19 protein-coding genes and 4 pseudogenes are annotated in these 19,177 nt (G+C 64.4%); 12 read left to right on the top strand and 11 right to left on the bottom strand.

The features are described 5' to 3' along the window. From dnaQ to JHW48_RS00245, 3 genes and pseudogenes are all read right to left on the bottom strand, one after another. Positions 1-704 (bottom strand): annotated as a pseudogene (gene dnaQ / locus JHW48_RS00255) (DNA polymerase III subunit epsilon). Further along, positions 697-1,284, bottom strand: a complete 588-nt coding sequence (gene coaE / locus JHW48_RS00250) for a dephospho-CoA kinase (protein ID WP_119886111.1) — start codon at positions 1,282-1,284, stop codon at positions 697-699. Before coaE ends, dnaQ begins: the two are co-directional and overlap by 8 nt. Next, a complete protein-coding gene (locus JHW48_RS00245) occupies positions 1,281-2,135 on the bottom strand; it encodes a shikimate dehydrogenase (RefSeq protein ID WP_119886112.1) in 855 nt (284 codons plus the stop codon). The genes coaE and JHW48_RS00245 overlap by 4 nt, the downstream gene beginning before the upstream one ends. A 473-nt stretch (positions 2,136-2,608) precedes the next feature. Here JHW48_RS00245 and JHW48_RS00240 point away from each other — a divergent pair, with 473 nt between their 5' ends. The 7 genes from JHW48_RS00240 to JHW48_RS00210 all read left to right on the top strand — a co-directional run bounded on the left by JHW48_RS00240 (position 2,609) and on the right by JHW48_RS00210 (position 9,856). Further along, positions 2,609-3,055, top strand: coding sequence for a CopD family protein (locus tag JHW48_RS00240; RefSeq protein WP_119886113.1), 447 nt, complete (start codon positions 2,609-2,611; stop codon positions 3,053-3,055). Between the two features lie 129 nt (positions 3,056-3,184). Further along, positions 3,185-4,456, top strand: coding sequence for a transcription termination factor Rho (gene rho / locus JHW48_RS00235; protein ID WP_119886114.1), 1,272 nt, complete (start codon positions 3,185-3,187; stop codon positions 4,454-4,456). A gap of 10 nt (positions 4,457-4,466) precedes the next feature. Then, on the top strand, positions 4,467-5,735 hold the full coding sequence (mnmE, locus tag JHW48_RS00230; RefSeq protein WP_119886115.1) for a tRNA uridine-5-carboxymethylaminomethyl(34) synthesis GTPase MnmE: 1,269 nt from the start codon (positions 4,467-4,469) through the stop codon (positions 5,733-5,735). 3 nt (positions 5,736-5,738) lie between these two features. Further along, a complete protein-coding gene (gene mnmG, locus JHW48_RS00225; protein WP_205961899.1) occupies positions 5,739-7,595 on the top strand; it encodes a tRNA uridine-5-carboxymethylaminomethyl(34) synthesis enzyme MnmG in 1,857 nt (618 codons plus the stop codon). Further along, the gene (rsmG, locus tag JHW48_RS00220) at positions 7,592-8,194 is read left to right on the top strand and encodes a 16S rRNA (guanine(527)-N(7))-methyltransferase RsmG (RefSeq protein ID WP_119886116.1); all 603 of its coding nucleotides are present in this window, start codon (positions 7,592-7,594) and stop codon (positions 8,192-8,194) included. The genes mnmG and rsmG overlap by 4 nt, the downstream gene beginning before the upstream one ends. Continuing rightward, on the top strand, positions 8,175-8,969 hold the full coding sequence (locus JHW48_RS00215) for a ParA family protein (protein WP_240637827.1): 795 nt from the start codon (positions 8,175-8,177) through the stop codon (positions 8,967-8,969). Before rsmG ends, JHW48_RS00215 begins: the two co-directional genes overlap by 20 nt. Beyond that, positions 8,969-9,856 carry a ParB/RepB/Spo0J family partition protein gene (locus JHW48_RS00210; protein WP_119886118.1) on the top strand — a complete coding sequence of 296 codons (888 nt, stop codon included), beginning with the start codon at positions 8,969-8,971 and terminating at the stop codon, positions 9,854-9,856. Before JHW48_RS00215 ends, JHW48_RS00210 begins: the two co-directional genes overlap by 1 nt. A gap of 234 nt (positions 9,857-10,090) precedes the next feature. Here the strand turns inward: JHW48_RS00210 and JHW48_RS00205 are convergent. The 3 genes and pseudogenes from JHW48_RS00205 to JHW48_RS00195 all read right to left on the bottom strand — a co-directional run. Beyond that, positions 10,091-10,423, bottom strand: a pseudogene (locus tag JHW48_RS00205) (DDE-type integrase/transposase/recombinase); the annotation flags it as partial. A 79-nt stretch (positions 10,424-10,502) separates the two neighbouring features. Continuing rightward, positions 10,503-10,931 (bottom strand): helix-turn-helix domain-containing protein, encoded by a 429-nt coding sequence (locus JHW48_RS00200; RefSeq protein ID WP_170152280.1) that lies wholly within the window; start codon positions 10,929-10,931, stop codon positions 10,503-10,505. Continuing rightward, positions 10,928-11,554: pseudogene (locus tag JHW48_RS00195) on the bottom strand (integrase core domain-containing protein); the annotation flags it as partial. The pseudogene JHW48_RS00195 and the gene JHW48_RS00200, both read right to left, overlap by 4 nt. A 64-nt stretch (positions 11,555-11,618) precedes the next feature. Here JHW48_RS00195 and JHW48_RS00190 point away from each other — a divergent pair. After that, a protein-coding gene (locus JHW48_RS00190; protein WP_119886121.1) for an IS5-like element ISPaes2 family transposase occupies positions 11,619-12,376 on the top strand; the annotation gives its coding sequence in 2 pieces (ribosomal slippage) (positions 11,619-11,943 and positions 11,943-12,376; 759 coding nt in all). A gap of 18 nt (positions 12,377-12,394) precedes the next feature. Here the strand turns inward: JHW48_RS00190 and JHW48_RS00185 are convergent. The 5 genes and pseudogenes from JHW48_RS00185 to rph all read right to left on the bottom strand — a co-directional run. Beyond that, positions 12,395-12,568, bottom strand: a pseudogene (locus tag JHW48_RS00185) (IS5/IS1182 family transposase); the annotation flags it as partial. 105 nt (positions 12,569-12,673) lie between these two features. Beyond that, positions 12,674-13,027 (bottom strand): YbaN family protein, encoded by a 354-nt coding sequence (locus JHW48_RS00180; protein WP_119886139.1) that lies wholly within the window; start codon positions 13,025-13,027, stop codon positions 12,674-12,676. A gap of 4 nt (positions 13,028-13,031) precedes the next feature. Then, the gene (gene hemW / locus JHW48_RS00175; RefSeq protein WP_119886122.1) at positions 13,032-14,186 is read right to left on the bottom strand and encodes a radical SAM family heme chaperone HemW; all 1,155 of its coding nucleotides are present in this window, start codon (positions 14,184-14,186) and stop codon (positions 13,032-13,034) included. Continuing rightward, positions 14,186-14,803, bottom strand: a complete 618-nt coding sequence (gene rdgB / locus JHW48_RS00170) for an RdgB/HAM1 family non-canonical purine NTP pyrophosphatase (RefSeq protein ID WP_119886123.1) — start codon at positions 14,801-14,803, stop codon at positions 14,186-14,188. Before rdgB ends, hemW begins: the two co-directional genes overlap by 1 nt. Next, positions 14,800-15,513 carry a ribonuclease PH gene (rph, locus tag JHW48_RS00165; protein WP_119886124.1) on the bottom strand — a complete coding sequence of 238 codons (714 nt, stop codon included), beginning with the start codon at positions 15,511-15,513 and terminating at the stop codon, positions 14,800-14,802. Before rph ends, rdgB begins: the two co-directional genes overlap by 4 nt. Positions 15,514-15,600: 87 nt before the next feature. On the opposite strand from rph, the gene hrcA reads away from it, so the two are divergent. The 4 genes from hrcA (at position 15,601) to JHW48_RS00145 (ending at position 19,130) form a co-directional block, all read left to right on the top strand. Further along, positions 15,601-16,656 (top strand): heat-inducible transcriptional repressor HrcA, encoded by a 1,056-nt coding sequence (gene hrcA / locus JHW48_RS00160; RefSeq protein ID WP_119886125.1) that lies wholly within the window; start codon positions 15,601-15,603, stop codon positions 16,654-16,656. Positions 16,657-16,662: 6 nt separating this feature from the next. Further along, complete coding sequence (locus tag JHW48_RS00155; protein ID WP_119886126.1) at positions 16,663-17,193, top strand: nucleotide exchange factor GrpE; 531 nt, start codon at positions 16,663-16,665, stop codon at positions 17,191-17,193. A 125-nt stretch (positions 17,194-17,318) separates the two neighbouring features. Beyond that, positions 17,319-17,903: an S-(hydroxymethyl)glutathione synthase gene (gene gfa / locus JHW48_RS00150; protein ID WP_119886127.1), complete on the top strand. Its 585-nt coding sequence runs from the start codon at positions 17,319-17,321 to the stop codon at positions 17,901-17,903. Between the two features lie 96 nt (positions 17,904-17,999). Beyond that, a complete protein-coding gene (locus tag JHW48_RS00145; protein ID WP_119886128.1) occupies positions 18,000-19,130 on the top strand; it encodes an S-(hydroxymethyl)glutathione dehydrogenase/class III alcohol dehydrogenase in 1,131 nt (376 codons plus the stop codon). Positions 19,131-19,177 lie beyond the last annotated feature (47 nt).

The following is a 19,177-nucleotide window of genomic DNA, read 5'->3' as shown; positions in this document are numbered from 1 at the left end:
TCAGGGGGTGACGTAACGCGACCAGACCGAGGCCTCGCCCAAGGCGGCGGTGAATTCGGCATGGGCGCGGGCCTCGTCCTCGGTGATGCGGCGGGCCAGGGGCGGGGCCGGGGCGCGCGGCGGGCGGGCTGGCCCGCGGCATCGGTCGCCTGCGCGCCCCGCGCGGGGCCGGCCAGGACCAGGTCCGGCTGGCGCCCGCCGATCAGTTCCAGATAGACCTCGGCCAGCAATTCGCTGTCCAGCAGCGCGCCGTGCAGTTCGCGCCCGGAATTGTCCACGCCGAAGCGGCGGCAGAGCGCGTCCACCGACGAGGGCGAGCCGGGAAATTTCTCGCGCGCGAGGGCCAGCGTGTCCAGCGCCCGCGACCACGGCAGGGTCGGGTGGCCCGCGCGGGCCAGCTCGGCGTTCAGGAATTTCATGTCGAAGCTGGCATTGTGGATGACCAGCTTGGCGTCCGGGCCGATGAAATCCAGGAATCCTTGGGCGATGGCCGCGAATTTCGGCTTGTCGCGCAGGAAGTCGTCGCCTAGGCCATGCACCTCGAAGGCGCCTTGGGGCATGCTGCGTTCGGGGTTGATATAGACGTGGAAGGTGCGCCCGGTGGGCAGGTGGTTCACCAGCTCCAGCGCGCCGATCTCGACGATGCGGTCGCCGCCCTCGGCCTCGAAGCCGGTGGTTTCGGTGTCCAGGACGATCTCACGCATGGGATGTCACCTCATCGATGATGCGGGCCACGGCGGCGGCGGCGGTTTCGGGCGTGTCGGTCGGGATGATCCAGTCGGCACGGGCGCGCTTTTCGGCATCGGGCATCTGGCGGGCCAGGATCATGGCCAAGGTCGCGTCGGTCATGCCGGGACGGGCCATCACGCGGGCGCGCTGCGTGGCCGCGTCGGTGGAGACGACGGCGACCCCGTCCAGCCCCTCGGGGCGGCCGCCCTCGAACAGCAGGGGGATGTCCAGCACGACCAGCGCCGCGTCATCATGACGCGCCAGGAAATCAGCGCGATCGGCCGCGACCAAGGGATGGACGACGGATTCCAGCCGCGACAGGGCATGGGGATCGGCGGCGATGGCGGTCTTGAGCGCGGCGCGGTCGATTCCCCCGCCGACCAGCGCCGCCGGAAACAGCGCCGCGACCGGCCCGACCGCCGCCCCGCCCGGCGCATAGAGGCGATGCACCGCCGAATCCGCGTCCCAGACCGGATGGCCATGATCCGCAAAGAGCCGCGCGGTCGTGGATTTCCCCATGCCGATGCTGCCGGTCAGTCCAAGGCGGAAGGTCATTCCAGCGCGATCCTGCGGGTGTCGTCATCGACCTCGGGCCGGTGGCCGAACCAGCGTTCGAAGCCCGGCGCGGCCTGGTGCAGCAGCATGCCCAACCCGTCGACGATGCGGCAGCCGCGGGCCTGGGCCTCGGTCAGGAAGGGGGTCATCAGGGGGGTATAGACCAGGTCGGTGACCAAGGCATCAGGGGACAGCGCATCCATCGGGACGCGCAGCGGCTGTTTCCCCTGCATCCCGAGCGATGTCGCGTTCACCACGGTCGCGGCCCCGTCCAGCATGTTGCCGACCTGCGCCCAGTCATAGACGACCAGCCGCGCGCCGAATTCGGCCTTGATCTGTTCGGCGCGCAGCCGGGTGCGGTTGGTGATGCGCAGCTCGCGCACGCCGCTGTCCAGCAGCGATGCGACCACCGCCCGCGCGGCGCCCCCCGCGCCGATCACCGCCGCCGGGCCGCGATCGGGCTGCCAGTCGGGGGCGTTCTGGCGCAGATTGGCGATGAAGCCGTAGCCGTCGGTATTGTCGGCATGGATCTTGCCGTCGGGGCGGAAGATCAGCGTGTTGGCCGCCCCGATCAGCGCCGCGCGGTCGGTGACCGTGTCGGCCAGGGTCAGCACGGCCTCCTTATGGGGGATGGTGACATTGGCGCCGACGAAGCCCATCCGGGGCATGTTGCGCAGAACCTCGGCCAGGTGTTCTGGCATGACGGGGATCGGGACGTAATGGCCCGCCAGCCCGTAACGGTCCAGCCAGTAGCCATGCAGGCGCGGCGACCGGGAATGGGTAATGGGCATGCCGATCACCCCCGCCAGCGGGGCATGATGGATCTGGGCAGGCGGCAGGTCGTCGGACATCGGGCGATCTTGGCTGGGGGCGTTCATCACAGATTAGGCAGGGAACGGCCCGGACGAAAGCCCCCATGACCCATCCACCCCCCGCGACCCCTGTGGACAAGTGGCGGGGGGAATCGGTGCGGGCCTTGGTGACAAGGCGCGTCAAGCCCTGAAGGCTGTGAATCCATGCCTGGAACGAAGCGGAAACGACATGCGGTCATCCACAGGTGGACAAGCGGGGGCGGAAAATCTGTCCAGATGTGGATAATCCATGACCCCGATCATTATCCGCAAAGTTATCCACATATCATTTCATTGACAGGACAGGTTTTTTTCGATGCGTTGCGGTTTTCGCACATCATTGTCCACAAGCTCGATTCCAGTGGGGGAATCGGGGGGCCGGTTCCAGATTCCGGTATCCACAGGCCCTACTTCAACTACATTCCTTTCTTCATTCTTTCTTATTAAGAGGGAGAGGACGAAAGGTTTGCGCGATGACCGACTGGCTGCCCCTGATCTATCCCTACGTGAAGGCGTTTCACGTGATGGCCGTGATCTCGTGGATGGCGGGTCTGTTCTACCTGCCCAGGCTGTTCGTCTATCACTCGGAACGGCGCGCCGGATCGGCCGAGCCGGTGGCCAGCTTCGTCATCATGGAACAGAAGCTGCTGCGGCTGATCATGAACCCGGCGATGATCGCCACCTGGATCAGCGGGCTGCTGCTGGTCATGACGCCGGGGATCGTGTCCTGGGCGATGGTCTGGCCCTGGGTCAAGGCGGGCGGGGTGATCGGCATGAGCGCCTTTCACATGTGGTGCGCGCGCGAGCGGCGCCAGCTGGCCGCAGGGGGCGGTCGGGCGGGGCGCAGCTATCGCATGGCCAATGAGGTGCCGACCCTGCTGATGGTGGCCATCGTCAGCGCCGTGATCGTCAAGTTCTGATCGAAAAGATTGACTCCCGGCGGGTCGGGGCGTATCTGCGGCCCCAACCCCGGCCGTCCGGCGCGGGATTCCCATCGACACCCGTTTTTCCGTGCCCCGATCCCCGTGCGGCCGAAAGTATGCCCTGATATGACCGAAGACCGCCTGAACCTGTCCGACCTGAAGGCCAAGAGCCCCGCCGACCTGCTGTCCATGGCGGAGGAATGGGAGATCGAGAACGCCTCGACCATGCGCAAGGGCGAGATGATGTTCTCGATCCTGAAGGAGCATGCCGAGGAGGGCTGGGAGATCGGCGGCGGCGGCGTGCTGGAGGTCGTGCAGGACGGATTCGGCTTCCTGCGGTCGACCGAGGCGAACTATCTGCCCGGTCCCGACGACATCTATGTCAGCCCGGACATGATCCGCCAGCATTCGCTGCGCACCGGCGACACGGTCGACGGGGTCATCCGCGCGCCGGGCGAGAACGAGCGCTATTTCGCGCTGACCAAGGTCGAGAAGATCAATTTCGAGGATCCCGAGAAGGCGCGCCACAAGGTGGCCTTCGACAACCTGACGCCGCTTTATCCCGACGAGCGGCTGAAGATGGAGATCGAGGATCCGACCATCCGCGACCGCAGCGCCCGGATCATCGACCTGGTCGCGCCGATCGGCAAGGGCCAGCGGTCGCTGATCGTGGCGCCGCCGCGGACCGGCAAGACGGTTCTGCTGCAGAACATCGCCCATTCGATCGAGAAGAACCATCCGGAATGCTATCTGATCGTCCTGCTGATCGACGAGCGCCCGGAGGAGGTGACCGACATGCAGCGCAGCGTGCGCGGCGAGGTCGTGTCATCGACCTTCGACGAGCCCGCCAGCCGGCACGTCGCCGTGTCCGAGATGGTGATCGAGAAGGCCAAGCGCTTGGTCGAGCATAAGCGAGATGTTGTGATCCTGCTTGATTCGATCACAAGACTTGGTAGGGCCTTCAACACCGTCGTGCCGAGCTCGGGCAAGGTTCTGACGGGTGGCGTGGATGCGAACGCGTTGCAGCGGCCCAAGCGGTTCTTCGGCGCGGCGCGCAATATCGAGGAAGGCGGCAGCCTGACCATCATCGCCACCGCGCTGATCGATACCGGGTCGCGCATGGACGAGGTAATCTTCGAGGAGTTCAAGGGCACCGGCAACAGCGAGATCGTGCTGGACCGCAAGGTCGCCGACAAGCGCGTCTTCCCGGCCATGGACATCCTGAAATCCGGCACGCGGAAGGAAGAGCTGCTGGTCGACAGCAAGGACCTGCAGAAGACCTATCTGCTGCGGCGGATCCTGAACCCGATGGGCACGACCGATGCGGTCGAGTTCCTGATCTCGAAACTGAAGCAGACCAAGAGCAATTCCGAGTTCTTCGATTCGATGAACGCCTGACGGAGGTCGCATGGAACTGATCTTTGCCGAAGCCACCCCGCCAGGGCGGGGGGGCGTTTCGGTCATTCGCCTGAGCGGGACGGATGCGCGGGTCGTGGCCGAACGGCTGGTCGGGCCGATGGCCCGGGCGCGGCATGCCTATTTCCGCGATCTGGCGCATGAGGGCGAGGTGATCGATCAGGTCCTGGCGATCTGGTTCGAGGCCGGGGCGAGCTTTACCGGCGAAGAGGTCGCCGAGCTGCATCTGCATGGTGCGCCGATCATCGTGCGGCGGGTCTCCGAGATCCTGTCGGGGCTGGGCGCGCGTCCTGCCGTGGCGGGGGAGTTCACGCGGCGGTCATTCCTGAACGGGCGGATGGGCCTCGCGGAGATCGAGGGTCTGGGCGATTTGCTGGCGGCCGAGACCGAGGCGCAGCGCAAGCTGGCGCTGCGGACGGCGCGAGGTGAGTTGGGCCAGAAGGCCGGCGCCTGGCGTGCGATGCTGGTCGAGGCGGGGGCCTTGGTCGAGGTCAGCGTCGATTTCGCGGATGAGGATGTGCCGGAGGAGATTCCGTCCAAGGTGTTCGATCTGACGGCGGCTTTGAAGGCCGAACTGGAGCGCGAGCTTGCGGGGTTTCGCGCGGCGGAACGGGTCCGGCTCGGCTTCGAGGTCGCGATCATCGGGCCGCCGAATGCGGGAAAAAGCAGCCTTTTGAATGCTTTGGCGCGGCGGGATCTGGCCATCGTCTCATCGATTGCCGGGACGACGCGGGATGTGATCGAGCTGCGCTATGATCTGAACGGTTTGCCTGTGGTGTTTCTGGATACGGCCGGGATCCATGAAGCCGGCGACGAAGTGGAGGCGATCGGGATTTCGCGGGCGCTGACGCGGGCCGAGGAGGCAGACCTTAGGATCCACCTGTCGACGGCAGGGGAGGCGGTTGCAGGGCTCTATGTCGACGGGGATATTGTCGTTCGGAGCCAAGCGGATCGTGCGCCGGGCCTGGGATCGGAATTGGCCGTGTCGACGGTCTTAGGGGAGGGGATCGAGGAGTTGCTGCGGCGCGTTGCAGACATCGTGTCGTCGCGGACGATGGAGGCCGGTGTGATCAGTCACGAACGGCAGCGTTACGAGTTGGCGACGGCGGCCGATGCGTTGGTTGGTCTCGAGGCCTTGCCGGTCGAGATCGTGGCGGAGCGGATCAGAGCAGCGGGATTCAGTTTGGATCGGCTTATTGGAAAAGTCGGTTCGGAGGATTATCTTGACGTCATCTTCTCATCTTTCTGCATTGGGAAATAGGACATGTTTCACGTGAAACAATGCGACGTGGTCGTTGTCGGCGGAGGACATGCCGGTGTCGAGGCTGCTTGCGCGGCATCGCGTATGGGTGCTTCGGTCGTGTTGGTTACGTTGGATGAGAATGATATCGGCAGTTTGTCCTGTAATCCGGCAATTGGCGGGTTGGGGAAGGGGCATCTGGTTCGCGAAATCGATGCCTTGGATGGCGTAATGGGCCGGATTGCAGATGCGTCGGGAATTCAGTTCCGGCTTCTGAACCGCAAAAAAGGACCGGCCGTTCAGGGGCCGAGAGCGCAGATGGATCGCGCGGAGTATCGGCGGAATGCGCAGGATGTTGTAATCAATGACTATGGTATTGAGGTCATCTACTCAGCAGTGGAACGGTTGATCAGAACTGAAAGGGCGGTGTCCGGCGTCGTCTTGGAGGACGGAACCGAGATCCGAGCTGCAGCGACCATCATCACGACAGGCACCTTCCTGAACGGGGTGATCCATATCGGGGATGTCAGCCGGCCCGCCGGCCGTTGGGGAGGACGGTCCGCTACCGGTCTCGCTGCGTCGCTATTGTCTCTGGGGTTGCCATTGGGACGGCTGAAGACGGGGACGCCTCCGCGCATCGCGATGGATTCGATTGCCTGGGACGATTTGGAGAAACAGCCGGGTGATGAGGTGCCGACCGTTTTCTCGTATCTGAACTCGGCGCCGATGCTGCCGCAGATCTCCTGCGCGATCACGCATACCAACGAACGGACCCATCAGATCATCACCGACAATCTGGAAAGATCGGCCATGTACGGAGGGACGATCACTGGCCGCGGCCCACGATACTGCCCGTCGATCGAAGACAAGGTCGTCCGGTTTGCCGACAAAGCGTCGCATCAGGTTTTTCTTGAGCCGGAGGGATTGAACTCGGACCTCGTTTATCCCAACGGCATATCCACGTCTTTGCCCGAGGACGTGCAATTGGCCTATGTCCAGACGATGGCAGGGATGGAGAACGCCCGGATTGTTCAACCAGGCTATGCGGTCGAATATGACTACATTGATCCCCGCGCGTTAGATGCGGGCTTGTCGGTGAAATCGACCGAGGGACTATACCTTGCAGGGCAGATCAACGGAACAACGGGATACGAAGAAGCTGCCGCCCAGGGTCTGGTCGCTGGCATCAATGCCGCAAGACGGGCATCTGGCGGGCAGCCAATTCATTTCAGCCGGGCAGACAGCTACATCGGCGTCATGGTCGATGACCTCATTTCCCGCGGCGTTTCAGAGCCCTATCGAATGTTCACATCTCGAGCCGAGTTCCGGCTCACCCTTCGCGCCGACAACGCCGACACGCGCCTGACGCCTGTCGGCATTGCCGCCGGGTGCGTTTCCCCTTCGCGCGAGGCTACTTTCGATGCATCACGGGCCCGATACGCCGCGGCAGAACATGTGCTGCGAGAGACTGTGTTCACGCCGACAGAGCTTCAGCGACTCGGCGTCTCTGTCAGGCAGGATGGACGCCAACGGTCGCTCTATGATCTTTTGGGCGCTCAAGGCACGATAGACTCGAAGTTGCTGTATGATATGCCCGGCGTTCAGGACCTGGACCCCGTTGCCGTTGAACGCGTTTCTATTGACGCGCTTTATAGCCAGTATACCCGCCGTCAGGAGGCCGATGCGGCGGCGCTGAAGCAGAACGAATCCGCCGCACTTCCTGTAGATCTCGATTACGCATCAATCGGCGGGCTTTCGAACGAACTCTCGCGCAAGCTCGCCGAAACCAGGCCGACGACGCTGGCACATGCCGCGGCGATCGACGGCATGACACCGGCGGCGTTGACGCGCCTCCTCTATCACACGAAAGCTGCCTCATGACGGCCGATGATGGTGTTTCACGTGAAACAATCGAACGCTTGGATGCTTACGTCGCCCTGATTGAAAAGTGGAATCCAAAGATCAACTTGGTCTCTCGCGATGCCTTGAATTTCCTCAGGTCGCGTCACATACACGATTGCACGCAGCTCGCTTCCCTCGCAGCAACGCAAACCGGAGCCTGGCTTGATCTCGGCTCTGGCGGTGGGCTTCCCGGGATCATCATCGCCATCAATCGGCAATCAGCAGGCTCCCCGACAATCATGATGGAAAGCGACCAACGAAAAGCCGTCTTCCTCCGAACCGTCATTCGCGAACTCAACCTATCACAGACCACCGTCCAGACCGCCAGGATCGAAGACGCACAACCGTCGGCGGCGCACCACATCTCTGCCCGCGCACTGGCGCCCCTTCCCAAGCTCCTCGGCTTCGTTCACCGCCACCTCCACCCCGATGGCACCGCCTGGTTGATGAAGGGCCGAAGCTGGCAAACCGAGGTCGACGAGGCGCAACGCAGTTGGTTCTTCAATCTGGATGTGATACCCAGCATTACCGATCCCGAAGCCGGGATCCTCAAGATCCATGGATTACGGCATGCCTAACCACATCATCGCGGTCGCCAATCAGAAGGGTGGGGTCGGCAAGACCACTACCGCCGTCAATCTGGGTGCAGCCTTGGCCGAGATGGGCCACAGCGTGATCATCATCGACCTCGACCCACAGGGAAACGCCTCGACCGGGCTTGGAATTGCGCCTGATCAACGCGACCAGACCGTTTATGACCTCCTTACCGGCGATACAGACCTGATCTCGGCGGCGGCCATAACCGATATCCCCGGACTTCGGATCGTCCCCTCGACCTCGGACCTGGCCTCGGCGGATGTCGACCTTTCGGATGTCGCCGACCGCACGAGTCTTCTACGCAAACAGACGGAACGCGCCGAACCTGGCACGATCATCCTGATCGACTGCCCCCCGGCACTCGGCCTGTTGACCGTCAACGCAATGGTCGCCGCGACCAGCGTTCTCGTTCCCCTGCAGGCGGAATTCTACGCCTTGGAGGGTCTGTCCCAACTGCTCTCGACAATCCGGCAGGTCCGGCAAGGCGCCAATCCCGACCTTCGCATCAGCGGCGTGCTTGTCACCATGTCGGATTACCGCAACAACCTTGCCCAACAGGTCGAGGCCGATGTCCGCGCGACCCTCAAGGACCTCGTCTATACCACGGTTATCCCCCGCAATGTCCGCGTGTCCGAGGCCCCTTCGCATGCCCAGCCCGTCCTCGCTTACGATCCGGCATCCAAGGGCAGCGCCGCCTATCGGAACTTCGCCCGTGAATTCGCGGAAAAACTAAAGCTCAGCCCGGAGACCGTGTGATGTCTGAAGCAAAGGCCGCCAAGCGGGGTCTGGGTCGCGGTCTCTCCGCGCTGATGGCCGATATGGATGTGACCGAAACCACCGGATCGCCTAATGCCAAAGACCGCCAGGTCCTGCCCATCGAACAGATCACCGCAAATCCCGACCAGCCGCGCCGCAGCTTCGACCCCGATGCGTTGCAGGAACTGGCCGCCTCGCTCTCGCAGCGCGGCATCCTCCAGCCGCTGATCGTCCGTCCGCATCCGCGGGACGAAGGCCTCTACCAGATCGTCGCCGGTGAACGCCGCTGGCGGGCCGCCCAGATGGCCCAGCTGCACGAGGTCCCGGTCATCATCCGCCAGATGTCGGATACCGAGGTCCTCGAAGTCGCGATCATCGAGAACATCCAGCGCGCCGACCTGAACGCCATCGAGGAGGCCGCCTCCTACCGCCAGCTGATGGACAAGTTCGGCCACACCCAAGAACGCCTGGCCGAGGCCCTGAACAAGAGCCGCAGCCATATCGCCAACCTGCTGCGCCTGCTGAACCTGCCCGACGGCGTGCAGGACATGGTCAAGGACGGCAAGATCAGCGCCGGCCATGCCCGCGCCCTTATCACCGCCCCGAATGCCGCCCAATTGGCCCGCAAGGTTGCCGAAAAGGGCCTTTCCGTACGCGAGACCGAGGAGATGGTCCGCAAACTGGGCCAGACCGAATCCGCTGCCAAACCCATGCGCGGCGCCCCGGAAAAGGATGCCGACACCCGCGCCTTGGAGGGCGATCTGTCCGCCCAGCTCAAAATGCGTGTCCAGATTAACCACGCACGACAGGATGGTGGTCAAATGGTCATTACCTATCGCGACCTGAACCAGCTGGATCGTCTTTGTCAGATCCTTTGCGGTAGCTGATCAAGATGTAGTGGTACAAGGTGCCTCTTATACTACGGAGATGCTTCCCTTCATTTAGACCGGATCTGGCGCTTTTTAAGCTTTGATCTGTTTCTACTGATCGGGTTGCGTCTCTTCGATGCGCAGGGAGCAGACCACCGCGGGTGGTTTGCCGGCAACGGCCCTGTGTAGGCGGCAATGATTATGGAACTCTATCCACGTCCGAGGACCCGCGCGGGCTTGAGATCCGGTCTCTCAAGCGTGTAGATAGACGCATTCGTATTCAAGGGTGCGCATAAGCCGCTCGATGTAGATGTTTTCCAAGTAGCGACCCTTCCCGTCCATCGATATGCGCCCGCCCGAGCGATGCAAGCGGTCTGTCCATGCAAATGAGTTGAACTGCGATCCCTGATCGCTGCTCATGATGTCAGGTGGCCAGAACCGATAGATGGCCTTACTCAGCGCCTCGACGCAGAAGTCGGCATCCAGCGTGTTGGAAATCCGCCACGCTCGATACATCCGGATGTGCCAGCCCATGATCGCGGCAAGGTACAAAAGGCCCCGTCGCATTGGCAGATAGGTGGTGTCAACGCGCCAGACCTAGTTTGGTCGGTCAAAACGCAGTCCTCGCAACAAATAGGGGTAGGTTTTGTGACCTTTCGCCGGCCTACTGGTGTTGGGCTTCTGATGGATCGGCAGTGAGGAGGGTCAGAAAACGGTCCGGGGGACCGTTCTCCCGACGAACGCCCAGCAGGCCCATGAGCCGTCGGATAAGCTTCTCGTTCACTGCATGTCCATCGTTGCGCAGGTGCCACGTCATCTTTTGAACGTCTAAGAACGGTGTGACCAGGAAGTGCACATCGATCAACCGCATCAGCGCAAGGTTCTGCCTTGTCTGTCCCTGTGGGGCATAATCGAACGACGTCCGCGGGACCTGTAGCAGCGCACACTGCTGACTGATCGATAGGTCAGGATGGTCGTGTTCGAACATACCGCGCCTCACCTCCAGCCCCAGGCCTGAGCTTTCTTTCCAAAAAAGAGTTGGCCACTGCCAGCTCACCGAGCTTGACGTGCTGACCTGCCACTGGTCTTTCATCGAGCCAAGACCCGAGCCTGGAGGTCATTTAGGCCTGTTGGCGCGAGTTGAACAATCGCCCGGCGCGCGGAACTTTCATCGCGTGCAGCGGGTCGGGCGATTGCGGTGGTCAGATGGAGGGCAAAGCCTGCGGGGGTCTGGTAGCCAAGCGCGGAATGCGGCCGCGCGGTGTTGTAATCGGTGAGCCAGGCCGCCAGCAGATCACGGGCATGGGCGAGGTTGCGTAACAGCGTCTCGTTCAGAAATTCGTCCGGCATCCGGCCGTCGAAACTCTCGACGAACCCATTCTGCATCGGCTTTCCCGGCGCGGTGGAGTGCCACTCGATCTTGGTCTCAGCGCACCACTTCAAGACCGCATTCGAGGTCAGTTCCGTCCCGTTATCGGAGACGATCATCCCGGGTTTCCCACGCCGTTCGATCAACGCCGTCAGTTCCCGGGCTACGCGGCGCCCCGAGATCGAAGTGTCGGGGATCGCGGCGAGGCACTCGCGCGTGACGTCATCCACCACATTCAGCACCCGGAACCGCCGTCCGCAGGCGAACTGATCATGCACGAATTCCAGCGACCAGCGGGCGTTTGCACGGGCTTCGACCATGATCGGGGCCCTTGTGCCAAGCGCCTTAGGCTCCAGACCCATTGATCTTACGGTCTTTGCATGATTCAGGCTCCTCAAGGAGACCTGATCGATGAGTAATCTTTACTGGCTGAGCGACGCCCAAATGGAGCGTCTGAAACCGTTCTTTCCCAAGAGCCATGGCAAGCCCCGGGTCGATGATCGTCGCGTCCTCAGCGGCATAATTTTCATCAATCGTAATGGGTTGCGGTGGTGTGACGCGCCGAAGGAATACGGCCCGGCCAAAACCCTCTACAACCGCTGGAAGCGCTGGAGCGATAACGGGGTTTTTGCCCGGATCATGGTCGGCCTTGCCGCCGAGAGCGCCGAGCACAAGACGATCATGAATGACGCGACCTATCTCACGGCACACCGCACGGCCTCGAGCCTTGGGGTGAAAAAGGGGGGCGCGGGCGCCAGATCGGGCGCACCAAAGGCGGTATGAACACCAAGTTGCACGCTGTCGCCGATGCGAAGGGGCGGCCGATCGGGTTCTTCATGTCGGCCGGCCAGGTTAGCGATTACACCGGCGCGGCGGCGCTGCTGGGCAGCCTGCCGAAGGCTGAGTGGCCTCTGGCCGACAGGGGCTACGACGCTGACTGGTTCAGAGACGCTTTGAAAGACAAGGGGATAAAGGTTTGCATCCCCGGACGGAGGTCCCGCAAGAAGGCCGTCAAATACGACAAGCGGCGTTACAAAAGGCGTAACCGCATCGAAATCATGTTCGGACGTCTGAAGGACTGGAGGCGCGTCGCAACCCGTTATGACCGCTGCCCGGAAACGTTCTTCTCAGCGATCATGCTCGCCGCAACCGTCTTGTTCTGGCTGTGAAACTTAATGAGTCTGGAGCCTAGCGGGACCGTATTCCTTTGGCGCGTCGCACCTGCGCAACCCAGTGCAAGTGATAACGATCATGTCGATGAGAACGCGATGATCATCAATACGCGGCTTACCACGGCTCTCGGGCAGGATGGGCTTCAGGCGCTCCATTTGCGCCTCGGTCCGCCAGAAAAGGTTGCTGATCGATCGGGGCCATTTTGAAGAGCCGGAACCACGCCGACAGCCTGAAATCAATGGGTCTGGAGTGTAGCTTCTGTCAGTGATCGAATTTCACGGGGTAGCTCATACCTATCGTTCAGGCCGCGTCGCCAAATACAAGGCCACCACGGCGCAGATCCCCCCCTGCGTCGCCACGACCCAATGCGGCATCCCTGCGAACCAGGAAATCGCGACGCCCACGGTCATCGCCGATATGGCCCACAGCTTGGCCAGCCGTCCCACGGCGCCGCGTTCCTGCCATGCGCGGACGGACGGGCCATAGGTCGGGTGATCCAGGATCCGCTGCCGCAGCGCGGGCGACGACCGGGCAAAGGCCCATGCCGCCACCAGCAGAAAGGGCACGGTCGGCATGACGGGCAGGGCGATGCCGATGACCCCCAGACCCACAAAGAGCCATCCGATCCCCAGCCAGAAGTGTCGCATCATATCAGTCAGCCAATTCCCTCAGCACCGCGTTCAGAACCGGCCGCCCCTCGCGTGTGGTGGCGACGCGGCCCCCGGTGACCTCGACCATCCCCATTGCCTCCAAGGCCCGCAGGCGGTCCCGGTTCAGGGGCCGGGGGGCCAGCCGGTCATAGCGGTCGATGTCCAACCCCTCGGCCAGGCGCAGCGACATCAGCAGGTATTCGGTGGCCTGTTCGCCCGCCGGGATCAACTCGCGCGGCAGCTCGCCCGTTCCCGTCCGCTCGACCGCATCCAGCCAGGCCCCGGGCTGGCGCAGCGCCTCGGTGGCCACCCGGCCCCCGTCCAACGTCAGCCGCCCATGCGCACCGGGCCCCACCGCGGCCCAATCGCCCTGCCGCCAATAGACCAGGTTGTGACGGCTCTCGGATCCCGCGGGGGCGTGGTTCGACACCTCGTATCCCGGCATCCCCGCCGCCTCGCAGATCTCCTGCGTGTCGTGATACATGTCCGCCGACAGATCGTCATCGGGCAGGTCGCGCAGCTTGCCCGCCTCGGCCCGGGCGCCAAAGGCCGTCCCCGGCTCGATCGTCAGCTGATAAAGCGACAGGTGATCGACCGCCATAGACAGCGCCTCGGACAGCTCGCGCCGCCAGGACGCGCGGTCCTGCCCCTGCCGGGCATAGATCAGATCGAAGCTGACCCGCCCGAAACAGCCGCGCGCCACGTCGAAGGCAGCCCGCGCCTCGGCCGCCGAATGCATCCGCCCAAGCCGCCGCAGATCCGCGTCGTTCAGCGCCTGGATGCCCATTGACAGGCGCGTCACCCCCGCCTGCGCATAGCCCTCAAATCGGGTCTTCTCCACGCTGGTCGGATTGGCCTCCAGCGAGATCTCGATGTCATTGGCAAAGCCCCACCCGGCCCGCGCCGCGGTGATGACCGCATCGACCGTCTCGGGCAGCATCAGCGACGGCGTTCCGCCCCCGAAGAAGATGCTGCCCAGATGCCGCCCCGGGGTCTGGGCGGCCAGCCGCGCGATCTCGGCGCTCAGCGCCCGGGCCCATCGCGCCTGGTCCACATGGGCGGTCACATGGCTGTTGAAGTCGCAATAGGGGCATTTGGCCGCGCAGAACGGCCAATGGACATAGAGCCCAAAGCCCCCTGCGCGCCAATCCTCCATCAGCGCGCGGGATCGAAGCAGGCCTCGATCATCCGCCGCACCGCCAGGGCGCGATGGCTGAGGCTGTTCTTGGTCTCGGTGCTCATCTCGCCCATGGTGCGGTCATGGCCGTCGGGCATGAAGATCGGGTCATAGCCATGGCCCTGCGCGCCGCGCGGCGGCCAGACGACCTGGCCGGGCAGCACGCCCTCGAAGATCTCGTCATGCCCGTCCGGCCACATCAGCACCAGCGTGCAGCGGAACTGGGCGTGATGCGGGGCAGGGGCGCCGGTCGCGGCGATGGCATCATGGCTGCGCTGCATGGCCATGGCGAAATCGCGGCCTTGCCCGGTCTCGGCCCAATCGGCGGTCTGCACGCCCGGCGCGCCGTCCAGCGCGTCGATGCAGATGCCGCTGTCATCGGCCAGCACGGCCAGCCCCGTCGCCTCCATCGCCGCGCGCGCCTTGATGCGGGCATTGCCGGCAAAGGTGGTCTCGGTCTCCTCGGGCTCGGGCAGGTCCATCTGCGCCGCGCCGACCACCTCGACCCCATAGGGCTCCAGCAGGGCGCGCATCTCCTCCAGCTTGCCGGCATTGTGCGTGGCCACCAGCATCCGCGTCTCGGCAAAGCGCCTCATGCCAGGGCCGCCTTCTGCGCGGCGACCAGGTCGGCCATGCCCGCCTGCGCTAGGTCCAGCAGCCGGTCCATCTCCTCGCGCGAGAATGTGGCCCCCTCGGCCGACATCTGCACCTCGATCAGCCGGCCCGCGCCGGTCAGGATGAAGTTCCCGTCCACGCCCGCCTCGCTGTCCTCGGCATAGTCCAGGTCCAGCAGCGGCTGGCCGGCATAGATGCCGCAGCTGACCGCGGCCACATGGTCGATGATCGGGTCGCTGGCGATCGCGCCCGCCTTCAGCAGCTTGTTCACCGCCAGGCGCAGCGCGACCCAGCCCCCGGTGATCGAGGCGCAGCGCGTCCCGCCATCGGCCTGGATCACGTCGCAATCGATGCTGATCTGGCGCTCGCCCAAGGCGCTGCGGTCGATGCCCGCGCGCAGGCTGCGCCCGATCAGGCGCTGGATCTCCTGGGTGCGGCCCGATTGCTTGCCCTGGGCCGCCTCGCGGCGGTTGCGGCTGTGGGTCGCACGGGGCAGCATGCCGTATTCCGCGGTGACCCAGCCCAGTCCGGTGCCCTTCAGAAAGCGCGGCGGATTGTCCTCGATCGTGGCGGTGCACAGGACATGCGTGTCGCCGCAGCGGATCAGACAGGACCCCTCGGCATGCCGCATCACCCCGGTTTCGATTGAAATCGGGCGCATTTGGGCTAGATTCCGGCCAGAAGGGCGCATGACTATTCCTTTTTCGAGAAGACAGCTGCCCCATACCGCCCGAGGGCAGCCTCACGCAACCCCAAGCGGGGTCACAAGACAGGGGCCATGACCCAGGAATCGCTGCTGAACGAGCTGAACGACCGGTCCCGCGAGGTGTTTCGCCGGGTCGTCGAATCCTATCTGGAAACGGGCGAGCCGGTGGGCTCGCGCACCCTGACGCGGGCGCTGTCGGAAAAGGTCAGCGCCGCGACCATCCGCAACGTGATGCAGGACCTGGAATTCATGGGCCTGCTGGACAGCCCCCATGTCAGCGCGGGGCGGCTGCCCTCGCAGCTGGGGCTGCGGCTCTTCGTCGACGGCATGATGGAGGTCGATTCCCTGACCGCCGGCGACCGCGCCGCCATCGACCAGACATTGGGCAATGACGACCCCGAGACGGGCGTGCTGCTGGACCGGGTCAGCACGGCGCTGTCGTCGATCACCCGGGGCGCCTCGCTGGTGCTGATGCCCAAGCACGAGGCGCCCATCCGCCATATCGAATTCGTCAGCCTGGGCGCGGACCGCGCCCTGGTCGTGCTGGTCTTCGCCGACGGCCATGTCGAGAACCGCATCTTCACCCCTCCGCCGGGCCAGACGCCCTCCTCGATGCGCGAGGCGGGCAATTTCCTCAATGCCATGGCCGAGGGCCGCACCCTGGCCGAACTGCGCAGCCATCTGGCCCATCAGATCAGCGCCCGGCGGCGCGAGCTGGACGTGCTGGCGGCCGCGCTGGTCGAATCGGGCCTGGCGCAATGGGGGGCCGAGGCGACCGATCCGCGCCTGATCGTGCGGGGCCGGTCGCATCTGCTGGACAGCGAGGTCGCGGATCTGGACCGCATCCGCATCCTCTTCGACGATCTGGAACGCAAGCGCGACATCGTGGAATTCCTGGAACTGACCGAACGCGGCGAGGGGGTGCGCATCTTCATCGGCTCCGAAAACAAGCTTTTTTCACTTTCGGGTTCCGCTCTGGTGGTTTCCCCCTATATGAATGCCGACCGTAAGATAGTGGGGGCGGTGGGTGTCATCGGTCCGACCCGGCTGAATTACGGCCGGATCGTGCCGATCGTCGATTACACCGCCCAGCTGGTCGGCCGGGTGCTGTCCGGCCGGAAAGGATGAAACAGGATGACCGATCAGAACGAACCGCAACAGGACCAGTTCATGGAAGACCCGCTGGCGCAGGACGATGACGAACTGGCCCGGGTTTCGGCCGAACGGGACGAATTGCGCGACAAGTGGATGCGCGCCCTGGCGGATGCCGAGAACTCGCGCAAGCGCGCCGACAAGGACCGCCGCGACGCCGAGCAATATGGCGGATCGCGCTTGGCCCGCGACCTGCTGCCGGTCCATGACGCGCTGACCCGCGCGCTGGACGCGGCCACCGACGAACAGCGCGCCGGCGCCTCGGCCCTGATCGAGGGGGTCGAGCTGACCCTGCGCGAGCTGTCCAACGTCTTCACCAAGCACGGCATCACCATCATCCGCCCCGAACCGGGCGAGAAGTTCGACCCCGCCATCCACGAGGCCATGTTCGAGGCCCCCGTGCCCGGCACCGTGGCCGGCAATGTCATCCAGGTGATGGATAACGGCTTCCGCCTGCATGACCGGCTGCTGCGCCCGGCCAAGGTGGGCGTCTCCTCGACCCCGGCATCCTGAACGCCCGCGGGCGCGACCCCGATCCAGCCCGGCCGCGGCCGGGCTGCTACAACCTTCCGCTGACTTGCCCATCATCCCCGCAGCGGCGACCTTGGTGATCGCCCGGTCAGCCGAGGGAGAGGATGATGACCAGCACCCAAGGCGTGCCTATCCACCCCGCCGTCGATCACGGCGTCCCCAAGGCCCGGCCGGGCTTTTCGGGCGGCGTGCTCAGCTGTCACTGCCCCGCCGACCCGGTGCGCGTCCATGTGGGCGCCCAGACCGCGCATAACCATGTCTGCGGCTGTACCCGATGCTGGAAACCGCCCGGCGCGGCCTTTTCGCTGGTCGCGGTGGTGCCGCGCGACGCGATCCGGGTCATCGACGGCCAGGACCTGCTGGAGGTCGTGGATCCCGGTGCCGCCATCCGCCGCCATCGCTGCCGCCGCTGCGGGGTCCATATGTATGGCCGCATCGACGACAAGGACCATCCCTTCTACGGGCTGGATTTCGTCCATACCGAACTGTCGACGGACCAGGGCTGGTCGCCGCCCGAATTCGCGGCCTTCGTCAGCTCGGCCATCGAAGGCGGCGTGGATCCGTCGCGGATGGACGGCATCCGGTCGCGCCTGCGCGAGCTGGGGCTGGAACCCTATGATGCCCTGTCACCGGCCCTGATGGACGCCATCGCGACCCATCTGGTCCGACGCTCGGGTGCGCTGCCCGCTTGACGCCGGGCCCGCCCGGCTGGAACAAACCCCCAAAGGGGCCGCATTCCGGCCCCTTCGCCCTGACCAGCATGCCGGAAGGCAGAAGGAGAAGACCATATGAGAACCCGTGCCGCAGTGGCCCTCGAGGCCGGCAAACCGCTGGAAGTGATGGAGGTCAACCTGGAGGGCCCCAAGGCCGGCGAGGTCCTGATCGAGATCAAGGCCACCGGCATCTGCCATACCGACGAATTCACCCGATCGGGCGACGACCCGGAAGGCATCTTTCCCGCCATCCTGGGCCATGAGGGCGCGGGCATCGTGCTGGAGGTGGGCGAGGGCGTGACCTCGGTCAAGCCGGGCGACCATGTCATCCCGCTCTATACCCCCGAATGCCGCGAATGCGCGTCCTGCCTGTCGGGCAAGACGAACCTCTGCACCAAGATCCGCGCGACCCAAGGCAAGGGCCTGATGCCCGACGGCACGACCCGCTTCAGCATGCTGGATGGCACGCCGATCTATCACTACATGGGCTGTTCGACCTTCGCCAACCACACGGTCCTGCCGGAAATCGCGGTTGCCAAGGTCCGCGAGGACGCGCCTTTCGACAAGATCTGCTATATCGGCTGCGGCGTCACCACCGGCATCGGCGCGGTCATCAACACCGCCAAGGTCGAGATCGGCGCCAAGGCCGTCGTCTTCGGCCTGGGGGGAATCGGGCTGAACGTGATCCAGGGCCTGCGCTTGGCAGGGGCCGACATGATCATCGGCGTCGATCTGAACAACGACAAGAAGGAGATGGCCGAACGCTTCGGCATGACCCATTTCGTCAACCCCAAGGAGATCGACGGCAGCATCGTCAACCACATCGTCGAGATGACCAAGACCCCCTTCGACCAGATCGGTGGCGCGGATTACAGCTTCGACGCCACCGGCAGCACCAAGGTCATGCGCGACGCGCTGGAATGCACGCATCGGGGCTGGGGCGTGTCGGTCATCATCGGCGTGGCGGCCGCAGGGGCCGAGATCAGCACCCGCCCGTTCCAGCTGGTCACCGGCCGCGTCTGGAAGGGCACAGCCTTCGGCGGCGCGCGGGGCCGGACCGATGTGCCCAAGATCGTGGACTGGTACATGGACGGCAAGATCGAGATCGACCCCATGATCACCCACACCATGCCGCTGGAGGACATCAACAAGGGCTTCGACCTGATGCATCACGGCGAATCCATCCGCTCGGTCGTCCTTTACTGATCCTTCACGGCTGCTTAGGTAAAAGAACGGCGGGGCCCGCGTGCCCC

The organism is Paracoccus aestuarii, assembly GCF_028553885.1.
In the GTDB taxonomy this organism is placed as follows: domain Bacteria; phylum Pseudomonadota; class Alphaproteobacteria; order Rhodobacterales; family Rhodobacteraceae; genus Paracoccus; species Paracoccus aestuarii.
This window is presented reverse-complemented; position numbering and strand designations above follow the sequence as displayed.